Source organism: Dialister sp. CAG:357, assembly GCF_000435155.1.
Classification (GTDB): domain Bacteria; phylum Bacillota; class Negativicutes; order Veillonellales; family Dialisteraceae; genus Dialister; species Dialister hominis.
Genome location: NZ_FR896377.1, coordinates 11,986 through 28,544, shown reverse-complemented (window position 1 = coordinate 28,544; position 16,559 = coordinate 11,986). Strand labels below are relative to the sequence as shown.

Sequence of the window (16,559 nt, the reverse complement as noted above, 5' to 3'; positions counted from 1 at the left end):
CTTCCGGATGAAACGATCCGCGTGGCAGAAAGCCGCGGATGGAAAGCCATTGGAGGAGAGGGACGCCGCTTTGGAACAGTTATCATCGTCATTGATGGCATGAGCTATGAAGTGACGACTTTCCGGAGCGAAACGTACGGGCAGGATGCACATCGTCCAAGTGAAGTGCATTTTGCATCCGATCTGAAGGAAGACCTGATGCGCCGCGACTTCACTGTCAATGCCATGGCTGTCGATGCAGACGGCGTGATTTATGATTACTTTGATGGCGTTTCTGATCTGGACCGGAAAAGGCTCCGTACGGTCGGTGAGTCATCCAAGCGCTTTTCAGAGGATGCGCTCCGCCTTTTCCGTGCCTGCCGTTTTCTGGGACAGCTGGATTTCATGGCGGATCGTTCACTGATTGACGGCATGCCTTCCGCCTTTGAACGGGTGAAGGGACTTTCGCTTGAGAGAGTGGAAAGTGAAATAGACCGGCTGATTGTGACGCCGCATGCAGCGCGCGGCTTTGACCTTCTTGTGCGTACAGGGCTTAATGAATGTTTCTGCCATGCAACGGAATACGGCAAAGAAACGGAAATTGCCATTCTTCCGGAACTTTCTCACCTGGTGGGACTTCCGCAGCAGAAAGAATTTCATAAGTTCGACGGCTGGTATCACACACTGGCCGTTCTTGATGCATCAAAACCATTACTCATCAACCGCTGGGCGGCTCTTCTTCATGACGTAGGCAAAGGAATGCCTGGTGTCAGGGGCATTCACAAGGGACGGCTTACTGATTACGGCCATGATAAGAAAGGGGCTGAAATGACCAGAGCGCTCCTGAAGCACTGGAAACGTCCGAAAGCCTTTGTCAACCGTGTAACCTGGCTGGTAGAAAATCATATGAGATTCCATACCATTGCCAACGATCCGAAATCACATCCCGACAAGTGGATAAGGCAGATTGCCAGAGAAAAAGCATTCCCGACGTCGGCCGATGTATCGGAAGCCATGCTGCAGATGACAGATCTTTCCATCGCAGACATTATAGGATGCGGAAATCCGGACGCCGATACAAGGGGACATCAGGAAATCGGAGAATACATGTCCCGGCTTGCGCTGGAAATCCCTGTTTCAACAAAGGAACTTCATTATGACAAGCGTGTTCCCCTCCTTTTAGGAGAGAAGACGCCTGAAGGAATGAAGAACCTTCTTATCCGCGTGCAGAGCGGAAGCCTTGAAAATGAACCTGCGGCCATCTACGATGCAGCAGTCCGTTATATGAGGAGAAGATCGCATGAGTAAATCAGGTCCTGAAAAAATCATGAAATCCAGAAGCAGGAAGATGGCGGGCATCCTATGCATCGTCGGATTTTTGCTTGCCGGAAGACTTGGTTGGATCCAGATTGCCCGCGGAAGCCAGTATGAGGAAATGGCGATGAACCAGACCGAAGGCGTGCAGACACTCTATTCACCAAGAGGAACGATCTACGATACGAACGGCAAGGAACTTGCTTTTTCCATCATGGTCAAATCCTTGTATGCAGACCCCGGGACAATGAACGTCAGCGCAGCAGAAGCAGCGAAAGACCTCGCTCCGATTCTGAAGAAAAATGAATCAGACCTGGCGAAGGCCATGTCGAGGAAAACACGCTTCGTATGGCTGGAGCGTTTGATGGATCCGGAAGATTCCGATAAAGTGCAGGCTCTGATCAAGGAAAAAGGGTGGAAAGGCTTCGGCTTCTTCGATGAAAGCCGCAGATTCTATCCCAATGGCCCTATGGCAGCGAATGTGCTGGGCTTTGTAGGTCTCGATGACAAGGGGCTCGACGGGCTTGAAATGTCGCTGGATGACCTGATCCACGGAGGCAAGAGCAAGCAGATGCTTCTGACCGATGCCCGGGGAAATCCGATTCTGGAGTCGGCTCTTGCTCCGTACAAGGCTGAAAATGAACGATCCGTGTATCTGACAATCGATCAGAATATCCAGTTCTATGCAGAAAGAGCGCTCGACCGCGCTATGACAAGCACCAAAGCATCCGGCGGCATCATTATCGTCATGGATCCTAAGACAGGGGCTATCCTTGCGCTTGGAAACAGGCCTTCCTATGACCCGAACCACTTTGACAAGGCGACAGAAGCAGAATTCAAGAACCGTGCCGTTGTCGATATTTACGAACCAGGATCGACATTCAAGCCTGTCGTTGCAGCGGCTGCTCTGGCAGCCAAAACATATGACACGCAGCGTGTCTGGCACGATCCCGGGGCAGTCTGGGCATCCGGCCATGCCATCAGGAACTGGGATGATGAATCCTATGGCGATGTCCGTCTCGTTGATATCCTGAAATTCTCCATCAATACCGGCTTTGCTCATATAGGGCTTCTGACCGGCGGAGATATACTGACGGAATATGCAAAGAAATTCGGCTTTGGGAAACCGACCGGAATCGATCTTCCTGGCGAGGGATCGGGCGTTCTCTTCAATCCGAAGGAAATGCGTGCTATCGATGTGGCGACCATGTCCATCGGGCAGGGCATTGCGGTAACACCGCTCCAGATGGTGCAGGCATACAGCGCCCTGGCAAACGGCGGACAAATGGTCAAGCCGCATATCATCAAGGAAATCAAGAATCCGGATGGAAGCGATTACAAGGTCAATCAGACGGAAATCAGCGGAAATCCTGTATCCAAGGAAGTGGCTGATGAAGTCAAGGACATGATGGAAAAGGAAGTCGCATCCGGCGGCGGCACAAATGCGCAGGTTGATGGCTACCATATGGCAGGGAAAACCGGTACGGCACAGAAAATCGATGCAGTCAACGGCGGGTATCTTAAAAACCAGTACATCGCATCCTTCTGCGGCTTCGGCCCTACGGAAGATCCAAGGGCTATATGCCTTGTCGTACTGGATACACCAAAAGGCGTATACTATGGCGGCCAGGTAGCAGCTCCTGTTTTCAAGGAAGCCATGACGCATATCATGCATTACCTTTCAGTACTGACACTGGAAGATGAAGCAACGCATGCAAAGCCGAAAGCAAAGGATATTGAAACGTACAAGCCGGCAATTCCATCAGAGGATGTGAAAGAATTCAGGCTTCCAAGCTTTACAGGATGGACGATCCGCGACACGGGAGAATGGCTGACCCGCGCAGGACTCGGTTTCCAGCCTGAAGGAAGCGGCTATGCCTACAAGCAGGATCCCGGAATAGGGGCAACTGTAAAGAGAGGCTCAAGCGTCCACGTATATTTCCGGCAGTAATAAAAGACTCTTCCTTCGGGGAGAGTTTTTTGCTGGCGGTTTTCCAAAACATAAAATGACCATATTTCCTGTACGTTTTTATGCGGCATAGTGTCTTGCATGCTATAATAAATAAAGATTTACCTTTATTTCACCGTTGCCATGAAAGGGGAAAAAAGAGATGCTGAGTGACATTGAAATCGCACAGAAAGCGGAGATGAAACCGATTGTTGAAATTGGTGAGAAAGTCGGTATTGCTCCTGAAAATCTGGAAAATTACGGACCGTACAAAGCCAAAGTATCCTTGAAATTCACGAATGAGGTGCTGTCAAAACCACAGGGAAAGCTGATTCTTGTGACAGCTATTTCACCAACACCTGCCGGAGAAGGCAAGACAACGACGACCGTCGGCCTCGGACAGGCTCTGTCCAAACTGGGCAAAAAGACGATGATCTGCCTGCGTGAACCATCCCTTGGACCATGCATGGGCATAAAAGGCGGTGCTGCCGGCGGCGGCTATTCCCAGGTCGTACCGATGGAAGACATCAACCTTCATTTCACCGGAGACCTCCATGCAATCACAGCTGCGCATAACCTTCTGGCAGCTATGGTCGACAATCACATCCAGCAGGGAAATGAACTCAACATTGATCCCAGACGCGTTGTATGGAATCGCGTCATGGATATGAATGACCGTGTTCTCCGTCATATCGTTGTAGGTCTCGGCGGCCATGCAAACGGAGTGCCAAGAGAAGGCGGCTTCGATATTACCGTCGCTTCCGAAGTTATGGCTATCCTCTGCCTGGCAGATTCGATCCATGACATGAAAGAAAGATTTGCAAGAATCATTGTCGGCTATACCTATGACAATAAACCGGTTACTGCAGGCGACATTCATGCACAGGGCGCTATGACCGCACTGATGAAGGATGCACTGAAGCCAAACCTGGTACAGACACTCGAACATGTCCCGGCCTTCATTCACGGCGGCCCGTTTGCCAATATCGCTCACGGATGCAACTCTGTCCTGGCAACAAGAACAGCTCTGCATCTTGCTGATTACGTCGTTACGGAAGCAGGATTCGGTGCTGACCTTGGCGCAGAAAAATTCCTGGACATCAAGTGCCGTTTCGCAGGTCTCAAACCAGATGCTGCAGTCCTCGTCGCTACCATCCGCGCACTAAAGATGAACGGCGGAAAGGCAAAGAACGAACTGACAGAATCCGATCCGGAAGCTGTAAAGAGAGGCCTTCCGAATCTGCTTCGCCATATGCACAACCTGAAGAAGTATGGCCTGCCGATCGTAGTTGCTTTGAACATGTTCCCATCCGATACAGAAGAAGAAAAGAAAGTCGCTTTCGAAGCATGCAAGGAAGCCGGCGTACCTGTTGCTGAATCCACTGTCTTTGCTGACGGCGGTGAAGGCGGACTTGATCTGGGTGAAAAAGTACTGGCAGCCATTGATCAGGGATCCAATTACAGGCCGCTTTATGATCTGGACCTTTCCCTTAAGGAAAAGATTGAAACCATTGCAAAAGAAATTTATGGCGCTGACGGCGTGGCATTTGACGGTGCCGCTGCAAAAGAACTGGCGCACATTGAAGAAATGGGATACGGAAAGATGCCTGTCTGCATTGCAAAGACACCGGTATCCTTCAGTGATGATCCGTCCAAGCTGGGAGCACCTTCAGGATTTACACTCCATGTCAGAGAAGTCAAAGTATCTGCCGGCGCAGGCTTTGTCGTCGCTCTGACTGGCAAGATCATGACGATGCCGGGACTTCCGCGCCGTCCGGCTGCTGAACGTATCGATGTGGATGACGAAGGAAATATTACGGGGCTCTTCTGATATGGCAGCAATGATTTTAGATGGAAAAGAAGTAGCAGCAGCTCTTAAAAAGGAACTGGCAGAACGCCTGGCAAAACTGAAGGCGAAGAGGTATGAACCAAAGCTTGCCATCATTCTGGCGGGAGACAGCAAGCCCTCTGCCATGTATGCATCCTTCATGCAGAAAGCTGCTAAAAGTTATGGCATCAATTCAGGCATATTCAAGGAAGCAGAAGATGTCAGCGAAGATGAGCTTGGGAAATTAATCACCGATCTCAGCAATGATGATGAAATAACAGGCATTCTTATGATGATGCCGCTTCCGGAGCAGATCGATCCTGAAAAGATGATTGCACTCATTGATCCGGATAAGGATGTAGACGGGCTGACGGACATGAATGCAGGAAGACTTTTTGCCGGGAAAGACGGACTCTTCGGAAATACACCGCGCGCCGTCATGGCAATCCTGAAGCATTATAAGATTGAAATGAATGGAAAGCGCGTCGTCGTCATAGGGCGCAGCAATGTCATCGGGAAACCGGTTTCCATTATGCTCCTGAAGGAGAATGCAACAGTAACGATCTGCCACTCTCATACAAAGGATCTGACAAGTTTGACACGCGAGGCTGATGTTCTTGTCGCTGCTGTTGGAAGACCTGGATACGTGACAGCAGATATGGTCAAAGAAGGCGCCGTCGTCATTGATGTGGGCATCAACCGTGTAAACGGAAAGACCGTTGGCGATGTCGATTACGACAATGTCTCTGAGAAAGCCGGATGCATCACTCCGGTTCCAGGAGGCGTAGGAAGCGTAACGACAGCCATGGTCATCGAGAATATTATCAAAGCCGGAGAGAAATTCATCCGCGATTAAAGAACACGAAAGAGCCGCAAAATCTGCGGCTCCTTTTCTATGGATTTATAAAATTTCATGAATTCCCTGCCTGCTCCTTTCTCATATGTTAGAATAAAGAGGAATGATTTGATATAAGTATTAAGAAAGGAAGAGACTGTGGAACCAAACGTAGTTACAAAAGTGGTTACTGACGAAGTCGGAATCACGGCCAAAGTAATAAACGGATTAGAAAATTTTGCTTTCAACAGGGGAATCGATCTTCTTGAAGCAATTATCATATTTATTGTCGGGTATGTGATCTGCCGGTATATCCGTCAGGGAATCATCAAGATTCTTGAAAAAGGGAAGGTCGATCCATCGGCCAGAAGTTTCGTCAGTGAGATTGCATTTTTCTTCTGCCTGGCCATCGTTACCATTATCGCACTGAGCACAGCCGGCGTGGCAGCAGGAACGCTCGCAGCTGCATTTGGCGGTATCGGACTTGCTATCGGCCTCGGTCTTAAAGACAACATCGGAAACGTTGCTTCGGGCATTTTCATTTTGATTTTCCGCCCGTTCAGCGTGGGAGATTATATTGCAGTAGGAACGAATCAGGGAACGGTTGTTGATATCCGGATTATGTACACGGAGATTTCCACAATGGGAAATCAGATGATCGTCATACCGAATTCCTCACTCACAAATAGTGTCATCATGAACTATTCTTCGTTCAATACGAGAAACCTGCAGTTTAATATCGGTGTAGGCTATGGTACGGACCTTGCTCACTGTATTGAGCTTCTGAAAGAAGTGTTCCATGAGAATAAGTATGTCATGAACAAGGATGATATCGCCATTTATGTCAATGGACTCGGGGATTCTTCCATTAATATCTACATCCGTGCAACGGTTCTGAGTGAAGATTACTTCACGGCGCAGAATGAACTGTATATAGCCATCAAGAAGAAACTTGATGATGCAGGAATCGATATCCCGTTCCCGCAGGTCGTCGTCCATCAGGCAAAAGACTGATATGCAATAAAAAGACTGTGAATACATTCGTGTTCGCAGTCTTTTTTACTGGGTGATTATTTAACAATTGTTACCGGGCATTCTACATGATGCATGACGTACTGGCTGACGCTGCCGGTGACGAAGGAGGAAAGGGCGCCTTTGCCGCTGTTTCCCATGACGACTATGTCTGCTTCCAGTTCCTTGACAGCTCTGACAATGGTTGGGCCCGGGGTGCCGATCTTCGTTGTAACGGTATAGGTAATGCCCTCCGGGATCTGTTCAACGAGTTCCCTTGTCAATTCATTGCCTTTTTCGTTGGCTGCCTTGAATACGTCTGCACGGTAATCTTTGTACTCGCCGGCAGGCATATCCTTCTTGCCGAAATAAGAATCGGTCAGGATATCAAATTGTTCGACCGTATATGTCATTTCATTGACATCAGCAACATTGAGAAGGATGACTTCGCTGTCCATTTTTGAAGCCAGCGCAAGAGCCAGCTTGAATGCATTTTTGGATGGTTCGGACCCGTCGATCGGGACAAGGATTTTCTTCATTTCCATGGATTCTATCTCGCTTCCTTATTTAACAATCATGACCGGGCAGTTGGCATGATGAATGACATACTGGCTGACGCTTCCTGTGACGAAAGCATCAAGAGCTCCCTTGCCGCTGTTGCCCATGATGATCAGATCAAAATGCCCTTCTTTTGCGACACTGGCAATCATCTGGCCCGGAAGGCCGACATGAATTTCAGTGGAGTGGGGGATGGATTCAGGAATTTCCTTTTCCAGTTTCGTAATGAGTTCTTTCCCTTTTCTCTTGATGGTCGTATAGAACTCAGGGGAGATCATGACCTTGCTTGTTGCATAGAGCATGTCATTGGCATCGACGACATCAATAAGCGTGACTTCTGCTTTGTCTTTGGCAGCCAGATCGAGTGCAATGTGGAAAGCACGGTTTGCAGGTTCTGATCCGTCGACTGGAACTAGAATTTTTTTTGTTTCCATGGGGGACACCTTCTTGTCTTGATTAAATTAATAAATCCAAAAGGATTTTGGAAACACCGCTCTTATCTTAATTACAACATATAGATATCAAAAAGTAAAATTGTTTATTTTTATAGTGGTGCATAGGTATTTCAATGAAGTACAGAAGAAAATAGGGGGGAGAGGAATAAAAAAAAGACCGCAAAAGCGGTCTTTGGAAATTCTGTTTATTTGACGACAAGGACAGGGCAGTGTACATGATGAATGATGTAACGGCTGACGCTTCCCATAACGAAGGAGGAAATGGCGCCCTTGCCGCTGTTGCCTACTACAATCAAATCAGCATTTTCTTCTTTTGCAGTGCGGCACGCTGTTTCACCTGGGACGCCGGCTGCAATGACTGTTTTGCAGGTGATTCCTTCCGGAACCTGAGATTTCATCTGATCCATGACTCTCTGTGCTGTTTCTTTTCTTTCGTCGAGCATACCGCCAGCCAGCATCACACGGTTTGTTGCATAGTATGTTTCATTGGCATCCAGGACGTGGAGAAGAACGATAGTGGCTTCATTCTCTTCTGCCAGCCCTACGCCGTAACGGAATGCATTCTCGGCAGGTTCAGAGCCATCGACCGGGATTAGAATTGTCTTGATTTCCATAATGATCACACACCCTCCGGATAATGAAAATGAATAGAAATACCAGCTTTCCTGTCTTTATTACAGCACAATCGGCTGGAAAAGTAAAATGAATTAATTTTATATCCTTCGAAATGCAAAATGAGCCCGGAAGATGGATATCCGGGCTCATTATTTATTTAACAATCAGTACAGGGCATTTTACGTGGTGAATGACATACTGGCTGACACTGCCGGTAACAAAGGAAGAAAATGCACCTTTGCCGCTGTTGCCCATAACAATGAGGTCTACGCCTTCTTCTTCAGCGTGTTTGGCAATGAGATAGCCTGGTGTGCCCAGGACAGTGACTTCATCATGGGGAATCTCTTCCGGAATGTCCTTGGCAGCCTGGGCAACGATTTCCTTGCCTTCGACTTTGAGGGTTTCCATGAATTCATCGGTCAGCATGACGTCATTGGTTTCTCTCAGAAGATCATTGGCATCAACAACGCTGATCAGGGTAATGGAAGAACCATGATTTCTTGCCATGTTTACAGCATAGTGCAGAGCGTTTCCGGCGGCTTCCGAGCCATCGACCGGAACGAGAATTTTTTTGAATTCCATTTTGATCATTCTCCTTATGAATTCAAATCAGGGAAAAGACAGACCGCATGCACGATAATTCACTTCTCAGGAAGAAACATGCGGATTCTTTTGTAAACTCTGATTACTTGACAATCAGAACCGGGCATTCTACGTGGTGGATGACGTACTGGCTGACACTGCCTGTGACGAAAGCATTGAATGCGCCCTTGCCGCTGTTGCCCATGACGATGAGGTCTACTTCTTCTGACTTGGCAATATCCGATGCTGTTTCACCAGGAATGCCTACGACACAGATGGATTTGTGGGGAACATCTTCAGGAATCTCGCTCACCAGTTTTTCAATCAGTTTGGTGCCTACACCCTTCATGGTTTCGAAGAATTCGCCAGAAAGCATGACCTGATTGGTTGCATAGAACATTTCATTGGCATCGATGACATAGAGCAGAATCATTTCTGTCTTGTGTGCTTTTGCCAGATCCAGTGCACAATGGAATGCGTTCATGGATGGATCGGAACCATCAACCGGAACAAGGATTTTTTTGAATTCCATATCAATCACCTACTCTTACAAAATATAATGAAAATGATTTGACTCACACTGCGGACTATGCCGTATTTCCCCTCTTCTAACTTAATTAGAACACAAGAAAATATAAAAGTAAAATTGGTAATTTTTATACTGCATGATATTATTTTTATTGAAATTTTTGCTCCAATTAATCATTGGTTTAAAAGTTGAGGAAAGCGCAAGACATAATGAATAAAACGAAGTATTTGTCGTAAAAATCATAGTTTGCTATACTTATATAAGATTAGAAATTACAAAATCTGTGTTTTGAATAAATTTTTATGGAAGGGGTAAAAAATGGATCAGATTTTTAAAAGGACCAGTATCAGGCGTTATCTGGATCAGCCGGTTGAGGCAGAGAAAACAGAGTATCTCCTGAAAGCTGCCATGCAGGCGCCGTCGGCAGGCAATCAGCAGCCATGGGAATTCTACGTCATCACGAACCGGGATATCCTGGAAAAACTCTCCAAGATCAGCCCTTATGCAGGGCCTGCCGCAAGGGCACCTATAGCGATCGCAGCTGCTGTCCGGAATGAGTGCGAATGGCCGCAGGTTTCCGATTACGATGTGAGCCTTGCTATGGGGAATATGTGGCTGGCAGCGGGAGATGTTGGCTTGGGCGGCGTATGGCTTGGCGTCTCTCCGTTCAAAGACAGGATGGATGCAGTGAGTGAAATCCTGAATCTTCCCGATTCAGTCCGGCCGTTTGCTATTTTTGCCTATGGGTACCCTGCAAGAGAGCCTAAAGCGCACGACAGATTCGATCCGTCAAAAATTCACGAAATCAAATAATGGAAAAGGAGTCCTGCGGCAGCAGGGCTCTTTTTAATGGAAAGAGTCGAATTGCTGATTTCTGTCCCAAAGTGTTTGGAAAATTTCTTTGACAGTGCGAATTGTGAATGCTATAATTCGTTTAATAGAAAGAACCTGTGATCAGGAAGAGTACTATGATGGAATCGTTTCAGGGAGCCGGCGTCGAGTGCAAGTCCGGTACGCGAAGTCATACGAATGGGCCTGTGAGGTGCGGTCTGAGCCATGATTGGGGTAGGCGCCGCCGGATTTCTCCGTTACAGAAGATGCATATGCACTGAGTTGGGCCTTTTGGCCAACAAGGGTGGTACCGCGGAATTATTTCCTTTCGTCCCTTTGCCGTTTCGGCAATTGGGAGAAAGGTTTTTTTATTGATTACAGCGGAGGGAGAAAATATTATGGAAGCGATGAAGGATGTATCCAAGCTTGTCTTTACCAAGGCGAGAGGGGGACGTTTCCGCTGGCTGACGATCTCTACGCTGATGCTGGCAATCGGTATGCTGCTGCACTTGGTTTCCCCATCTGTAGCCGGCTTTACGCCAAACTGGATGATTGCGACCTATGTCGTTGCGATTCTTCTGACGAAACCGGATTACAAAAAATGTCTGGGGATTTGTATGGTGGCAGCTCTGATGGAGGTATTTACCAGTAAATCCGCTTTTCCGTACGGAGATTTTGCTTCTGAATTCTTTGGCGCTTATGTGGCAGGATTCTTTGCCCATTCCGTGCCTCCGATCCGCATTGGAAAGTTTTCACTCCGCCCGGCACTTGCAGGCTTTGTGACGACACTGGTTTCGGGCTTCGTCTTCGTATCGATTCTGACACTTGTCATGGGGCTTCCTATGAGCGTATATGTATACGGTATGCTTCCGATGGTGCTTCTGGTCGGCGTAGGCAACGGAATCATTACACCATTCCTTTACTTCCCGGCGCTCCGCCTTTTCAAGACGATGCACTATATGGCGGAATCGGATGTAGAAGACAGCGATCACAGCAAAATAATCCTGAAGCAGGAAAATGAAGGCGTCATCAGTGTAGAGCATCTGACTTACACATATCCTTTCTCAAAAGAGCCGGCACTGAAGGATGTATCCATGACAGTACAGAAGGGAGATTTCATTGTAGTTACAGGACCTAACGGAGCAGGGAAGACGACACTTCTCATGTCCATGGCAGGCGCCATTCCTCATTACTACGGCGGAACGATGCAGGGAATGGTTTATACAGACGGCAAGGCCGTCACACAGCACACGATTGCCGACCTTGCTTCTTCCATCGGCGTCATTCTTGCCGATTACAAAGCGCAGATCGTTACTTTGACTGTCGGGGAGGAAATGGCATTTACGCTGGAAAACCATGGCTTCCCGCCTGAGGAAATCCGCCGCCGTTCAGAAGAGGCCCTGGCAAAAGTCCATCTGACAGGACTTGAAGACAGAAAGGTAGCCACACTTTCTGGCGGACAGTGCCAGAGACTCGTGGCAGCAGCTGTCCTTGCAGAAGAACCGCAGGTTCTTGTATTCGACGAACCGACATCGGCCTTGGATCCGGAAGGAATCCGCGAGTTCTATGAAATGGTCGGAGAACTGAACCAGAAAGAAGGCTTGACCGTTATTGTCGCTGAGCATCATCTCGAAGCGGCTCTTCCTTACGCAACAGAGTTCGTTCTGATGGATCAGGGCGAAATCATCAGCTCCGGGGATCCGGAAAAAGTCATGCGCTTCATGAGAAAGAGCCATGTCTATGAAGAGGCGATTCCGGATATGTACAGAGCGCAGCTCGAACTTGAAGAACATGGCTTCACATTCAAGAATCCTTTTCTGAATGTAGAGGCAGCCAAGGAATCTATCATCCATTCGTTTGAAGGAGGCCGGGACAATGCTTGAATTTGATCATGTAACATTCAGATATGCGAAGAATATGCCGGTCGTTCTTTCAGACACATCCCTGAAATTCGGGAAAGGCGAATTCATTGCCATCACGGGCAGGAACGGAAGCGGCAAGACGACAATCACCCGCCTTCTGACCGGGCTTGAAAAACCGACGGAAGGACGAGTGCTTTACGAAGGAAAAGATATAACAAAGGAAGAGGCATCAGAAAGAAGCCGATTCATCGGTTATGTATTCCAGCAGCCGGACAGGCAGATGTTCATGCCGACTGTCCGCGAGGAAATTGCATTGGGACCGTATCATCAGGGGAAACGGGGCGAGGAGCTCAACCGCATGGTTGAAAAAGCCATGATGGAAACGGACACGACAGCTCTTGCGGAAGCATATCCGAGGACCCTTTCCCGCGGCGATCAGCAGCGTGTCGCCATCGCATCTGCCCTGGCCATGGATACTGAGTATCTGATCCTCGATGAACCGACAAGCGGGCAGGACGGGCATGAAAAGAAAATGCTGATGCGTCTAATGGAGAGCCTGCAGCAGAGGGGAATTACAATCATCCTTGTCACGCATGATATGGATATCGTAGCCCGCGACTGCACGAGAGTCATCGTTATCGCATCCCATAAAGTTGCCTTTGACGGCAGGCCGGAAGAACTATTCTCCGCAAAGAACCGTCCGGAAGACTGGGGGCTTCTTTACCCGGCATCCGTCCTTTTGGGAAGGAAACTGCCAGGCGCACCTTACTGCCGTGATATGGACAGCTTCTGCAGGACATTTATCGCTTTGAAAGGAGAGGGAGCTTTATGAGAAATCTTGTTCCGCTGACGAAAATAATACTGACGCTGGGAACAGCCGTCTGGGCGATCGTTCTCCAGAAGCCTGAAAGCCTTCTTCTTCTCTGCCTTTTTGAAATCCTGATTCTTCTTGTCTCAGGAGAACTCTTCAGAAGCATCAAAGCTCTCGTTATGCTTACGGTATTTGCCGCATTTCTTGGACTCATCGAGAAAATCGGGGGCGGTTCCAATGTGGAATCTGTCGTAGCTGCCTTGCGGATGCTGGGCATGACGATTATCTTCATTTACCTTCTTGGCACTGTCCGCCTGCAGGATCTGACGGCGGCCATGGTGCAGCAGATGAAGGTGCCTTATGAATATGCGTTCATGTTTACGGCCGGACTTCGTTTCATTCCCGACTTTGTGGATGAAAACAGGGCCGTTGCAGAAGCGCAGGCATGCCGCGGGATTTCTGTCAAAGGAAATTTCTTCAAGCAGATTAAAAGATACATGTCCATTATCCGTCCTTTGATGCTCCGCTCCCTCGGAAGAAGCGAGACCATGGCGCTTTCGCTGGAACTTCGCGGATTCGGCGGATCGAACAGAACCTTCATGGAAAGTGTGGCGCCCAAAGGAACAGACTATCTTATGATGATCCTCATCGTCCTCATTACTGCCGGCGTGATATATGCAAGGCTGAAACTCGGCGCATAAAAAAGGTTATAAACACTAAAAAGGCATCCCATCGGGATGCCCTTTTTTGCCTTTTTAACGGTTGTCGATGCGTTCCGGATTCAGATCATGGTGCAGCAGGCGGTAACGTGCGAAGTCCTTCCATTCCGTTCCGAGAATGCCATAGTTGCAGAATGGATCGATGGAGAGGCCGCCTCTTGGCAGGAACTTGCCCCAAACCTCGATATAACGCGGGCGAAGCAGGCGGATCAGGTCGATCATGATCTGATTGACACAGTCTTCATGGAAGTCGCCATGGTTTCTGTAGCTGAAAAGATAGAGCTTCAGTGATTTGCTTTCCACCATGTATTTATCAGGAATATAGGAAATGTAAATCGTAGCGAAATCCGGCTGGCCTGTCTTCGGGCAGAGGCTCGTAAATTCAGGACAGTTGAATTTGATGAAATAATCGTTGTCCTGATGCTTGTTCTCTATCTTCTCGAGAAGGCTCGGGTCATAGTCATAGGAATACTTCGTGTTTTTATTTCCAAGCTGGTTGAGCTTGTCTAAATCATCTCTCTGGCTCATTGTTCACCTCAAATAAATAAATTTCTATATTTGCTAAGTATACCATAATTCATCCGGAATGTAAAAATTACAGTTTTCTCGCAGTCTGGACAAGCTTATTGGCATTCCTGCTTCCAGGGAACCACTGGACACGGAGGGGCACGCGGAAGACCTTTTCAAATTCGCGGAGAAGATGGCCTGTTGCATGGGCCGGTACGTCGAAGTTATTCCTGCTTGTGTAAATACGGAGATCCATGGCATCCTTAGCAGATGTGCAGATGACCTGGGTAATGCACTGTTCCTGACTTTCATCGAGTCCCTCGGCAAGTGCCAGGAAGAGGGCTGCCTTTCTGACGTCGAGCATTTCCTCTTCAGAAAGGATCTTCGAAGCATCATTATTTTTTGTGTATTTCCCTGAGAATCCATGGTGGAAAGCACAGAGGAGAGAGCACATGACCTGTTCCTTCTGGGACCAGCCGAAAATGTGTGCATTGGCCGCAATGTATGCGCTGTGGCGTGCATGGTTGTAATAGTTGATCATGGAACCCGCATCATGAAGGAAGCCTGCAGCCATCAGGAGTGTACGCATACGGGAGCTGAGTCCGTGGACATGCTTCCACTGATCGAACATGGAAAGGGCAAGGGCAGTGACATAACGGGAATGGAATGCGTACTCCCCGGTAACCGTATGGAGATAATTCTTGACAGAATTGATCAGCATATGCTGGCGCTTATCCCCGTCCTTGTCATAAATCGGATCATAGTAATGGAAGAAGAGCCCTTCACGAAGGCCGCAGCCGGAGATCGTAAGATAAGACGACTTGGCTTTCCTGATGATTTCCTGAACAGTCAGGGCGCCTGCAATGATGATATCAGCGCGCTCGGAAGAAAGACCGCTGATGCGCTGGCGCTCTTCGAAGGTCTTGGAGGTAATATCCTTTACCATTTCAAAAAGATCTTCGGAAGGCAGGTTGTAATTATGCAGTTTTGGAAGCGGATACCCTGTGCTTCTCTGGTGGACTTTCGCAAGGTTTCTGACAGTTCCTCCGACTCCTATGACTGGAAGCGGCGTGTCAGGGAACCAGGTGATTTTATCGAGCTTGGCCTGAATGAATTTTTTCATTTCAGTAAGCTTTGACTGGGAGACCGTCCCGGAGGACTGGAACATTTCCGTTAATGTAACAGCACCGTAGGGAATGCTGACGGAGTGAAGGCGCTTTTTATTTTTGACAAGAGAAATTTCCACGCTGGCTCCGCCCAGATCGAAGAGGAGGAAATCCTTGCGGTCGATCGTGTGGATGACACCGGAAAAACCGAGGGCGGCTTCTGCGCGCCCGCTGATGATCGTCATGGAAATGCCTGTAGTCATGTGGACACGCTTCAGGAAGGAAGCACCGTTTACAGCATTCCTTACTGCAGCAGTGGCGACAGCCAGAACCTTCTTTACCTTCTGGACTTCAATAATATGCGCATATACAGTCAGGCATTTCAGCGCACGCTCCTGTGCTTCTTCCGTCAGGAGACGCGTCTCCTGTGTCATGCCTTCCGCAAGGCGGATGGATTTCTTTTCCTGATAAATGAGTTTATAGGATCCCTGCTCTCCAATCTGCATGACGATGAAGCGGATAGAGTTGGAACCCAGATCAATAATAGCTATACGGTCCATGAAATCTCCTTTTATAGCGAAGCGGCTGAATACATGCCGCGTACTTCTTGCATTCTTATTTATTTTACAACAGATATGCCTTGAATCAAAGAATGTGCCTTGCCATATACAAGATTTTTACAAAAGGATCACGAGAGGCATGGTAAGACCATTTATCATGAAGGGGGAGGGGGATTTTATACTTTCTTGATAAATACAATAGGCCCGCTTCTGATAAGAAAAATCGTAGAAAAATAAGGCAGTGCACTCATCGACAGTTGACTATAGAATGGATATAATAATAAATAATATATTATAAATGATTTAATGCAGTATAAACCGATGCGGAGGAGCAGATGAACAAAATGTTTTGCGCCTGCCTTCTTAAAAAGCATACGGGCTATTTGTTTATAGTATAAGAAGCAGAAAAAGCATTTTATCATGAAGAATCTGCTGGAGGGCAGAAGAGGATAAGAATGCTTTATATCCTGGAAAATATGTATATTTTTACGTATGTTTTACATGCATGG

General features: G+C 47.9%; 16 protein-coding genes and 1 other annotated feature. Of the genes, 9 read left to right on the top strand and 7 right to left on the bottom strand.

The genetic code is table 11. The features are described from left to right. The 5 genes from M3200_RS01925 to M3200_RS01905 all read left to right on the top strand — a co-directional run. On the top strand, nucleotides 1–1,287 hold a 1,287-nt coding region (locus tag M3200_RS01925; RefSeq protein ID WP_288178077.1), incomplete at its 5' end, for a CCA tRNA nucleotidyltransferase. After that, nucleotides 1,280–3,244, top strand: coding sequence for a PASTA domain-containing penicillin-binding protein (locus M3200_RS01920; protein ID WP_022381851.1), 1,965 nt, complete (start codon nucleotides 1,280–1,282; stop codon nucleotides 3,242–3,244). The genes M3200_RS01925 and M3200_RS01920, both read left to right, overlap by 8 nt. A gap of 160 nt (nucleotides 3,245–3,404) precedes the next feature. After that, entirely contained in the window at nucleotides 3,405–5,072 is a 1,668-nt protein-coding gene (locus tag M3200_RS01915; RefSeq protein WP_022381850.1) for a formate--tetrahydrofolate ligase, read from the top strand. Between the two features lie 10 nt (nucleotides 5,073–5,082). After that, entirely contained in the window at nucleotides 5,083–5,925 is an 843-nt protein-coding gene (locus tag M3200_RS01910; protein ID WP_288178079.1) for a bifunctional 5,10-methylenetetrahydrofolate dehydrogenase/5,10-methenyltetrahydrofolate cyclohydrolase, read from the top strand. Between the two features lie 138 nt (nucleotides 5,926–6,063). Continuing rightward, entirely contained in the window at nucleotides 6,064–6,918 is an 855-nt protein-coding gene (locus M3200_RS01905; protein WP_022381848.1) for a mechanosensitive ion channel family protein, read from the top strand. 56 nt (nucleotides 6,919–6,974) lie between these two features. Here the strand turns inward: M3200_RS01905 and M3200_RS01900 are convergent, their stop codons facing one another. The 5 genes from M3200_RS01900 to M3200_RS01880 form a co-directional block, all read right to left on the bottom strand. Beyond that, nucleotides 6,975–7,460, bottom strand: a complete 486-nt coding sequence (locus tag M3200_RS01900; protein ID WP_022381847.1) for a universal stress protein — start codon at nucleotides 7,458–7,460, stop codon at nucleotides 6,975–6,977. Between the two features lie 18 nt (nucleotides 7,461–7,478). Further along, nucleotides 7,479–7,907 carry a universal stress protein gene (locus M3200_RS01895; RefSeq protein WP_022381846.1) on the bottom strand — a complete coding sequence of 143 codons (429 nt, stop codon included), beginning with the start codon at nucleotides 7,905–7,907 and terminating at the stop codon, nucleotides 7,479–7,481. Nucleotides 7,908–8,113: 206 nt separating this feature from the next. Continuing rightward, nucleotides 8,114–8,542, bottom strand: coding sequence for a universal stress protein (locus tag M3200_RS01890; protein WP_231939323.1), 429 nt, complete (start codon nucleotides 8,540–8,542; stop codon nucleotides 8,114–8,116). 154 nt (nucleotides 8,543–8,696) lie between these two features. After that, a complete protein-coding gene (locus M3200_RS01885) occupies nucleotides 8,697–9,125 on the bottom strand; it encodes a universal stress protein (protein ID WP_022381844.1) in 429 nt (142 codons plus the stop codon). Nucleotides 9,126–9,228: 103 nt separating this feature from the next. After that, a complete protein-coding gene (locus M3200_RS01880; RefSeq protein WP_022381843.1) occupies nucleotides 9,229–9,657 on the bottom strand; it encodes a universal stress protein in 429 nt (142 codons plus the stop codon). A 315-nt stretch (nucleotides 9,658–9,972) separates the two neighbouring features. Between M3200_RS01880 and M3200_RS01875 the strand changes: the two genes are divergently transcribed. The 4 genes from M3200_RS01875 to M3200_RS01860 all read left to right on the top strand — a co-directional run bounded on the left by M3200_RS01875 (nucleotide 9,973) and on the right by M3200_RS01860 (nucleotide 13,859). Then, nucleotides 9,973–10,467 (top strand): nitroreductase family protein, encoded by a 495-nt coding sequence (locus tag M3200_RS01875; RefSeq protein WP_022381842.1) that lies wholly within the window; start codon nucleotides 9,973–9,975, stop codon nucleotides 10,465–10,467. Between the two features lie 128 nt (nucleotides 10,468–10,595). Next, nucleotides 10,596–10,824: a binding site (T-box leader), on the top strand. A 59-nt stretch (nucleotides 10,825–10,883) separates the two neighbouring features. Beyond that, nucleotides 10,884–12,368 carry a tryptophan transporter gene (locus M3200_RS01870; protein ID WP_022381841.1) on the top strand — a complete coding sequence of 495 codons (1,485 nt, stop codon included), beginning with the start codon at nucleotides 10,884–10,886 and terminating at the stop codon, nucleotides 12,366–12,368. After that, nucleotides 12,361–13,179, top strand: coding sequence for an energy-coupling factor ABC transporter ATP-binding protein (locus tag M3200_RS01865; RefSeq protein ID WP_022381840.1), 819 nt, complete (start codon nucleotides 12,361–12,363; stop codon nucleotides 13,177–13,179). Before M3200_RS01870 ends, M3200_RS01865 begins: the two co-directional genes overlap by 8 nt. Further along, the gene (locus M3200_RS01860; RefSeq protein ID WP_022381839.1) at nucleotides 13,176–13,859 is read left to right on the top strand and encodes an energy-coupling factor transporter transmembrane component T family protein; all 684 of its coding nucleotides are present in this window, start codon (nucleotides 13,176–13,178) and stop codon (nucleotides 13,857–13,859) included. Before M3200_RS01865 ends, M3200_RS01860 begins: the two co-directional genes overlap by 4 nt. A 54-nt stretch (nucleotides 13,860–13,913) precedes the next feature. Here M3200_RS01860 and queF read toward each other — a convergent pair whose 3' ends face one another. Beyond that, nucleotides 13,914–14,405: a preQ(1) synthase gene (gene queF, locus M3200_RS01855; RefSeq protein WP_022381838.1), complete on the bottom strand. Its 492-nt coding sequence runs from the start codon at nucleotides 14,403–14,405 to the stop codon at nucleotides 13,914–13,916. Nucleotides 14,406–14,472: 67 nt separating this feature from the next. After that, nucleotides 14,473–16,050, bottom strand: coding sequence for a Ppx/GppA phosphatase family protein (locus tag M3200_RS01850; protein WP_022381837.1), 1,578 nt, complete (start codon nucleotides 16,048–16,050; stop codon nucleotides 14,473–14,475). Nucleotides 16,051–16,559: the final 509 nt, after the last annotated feature.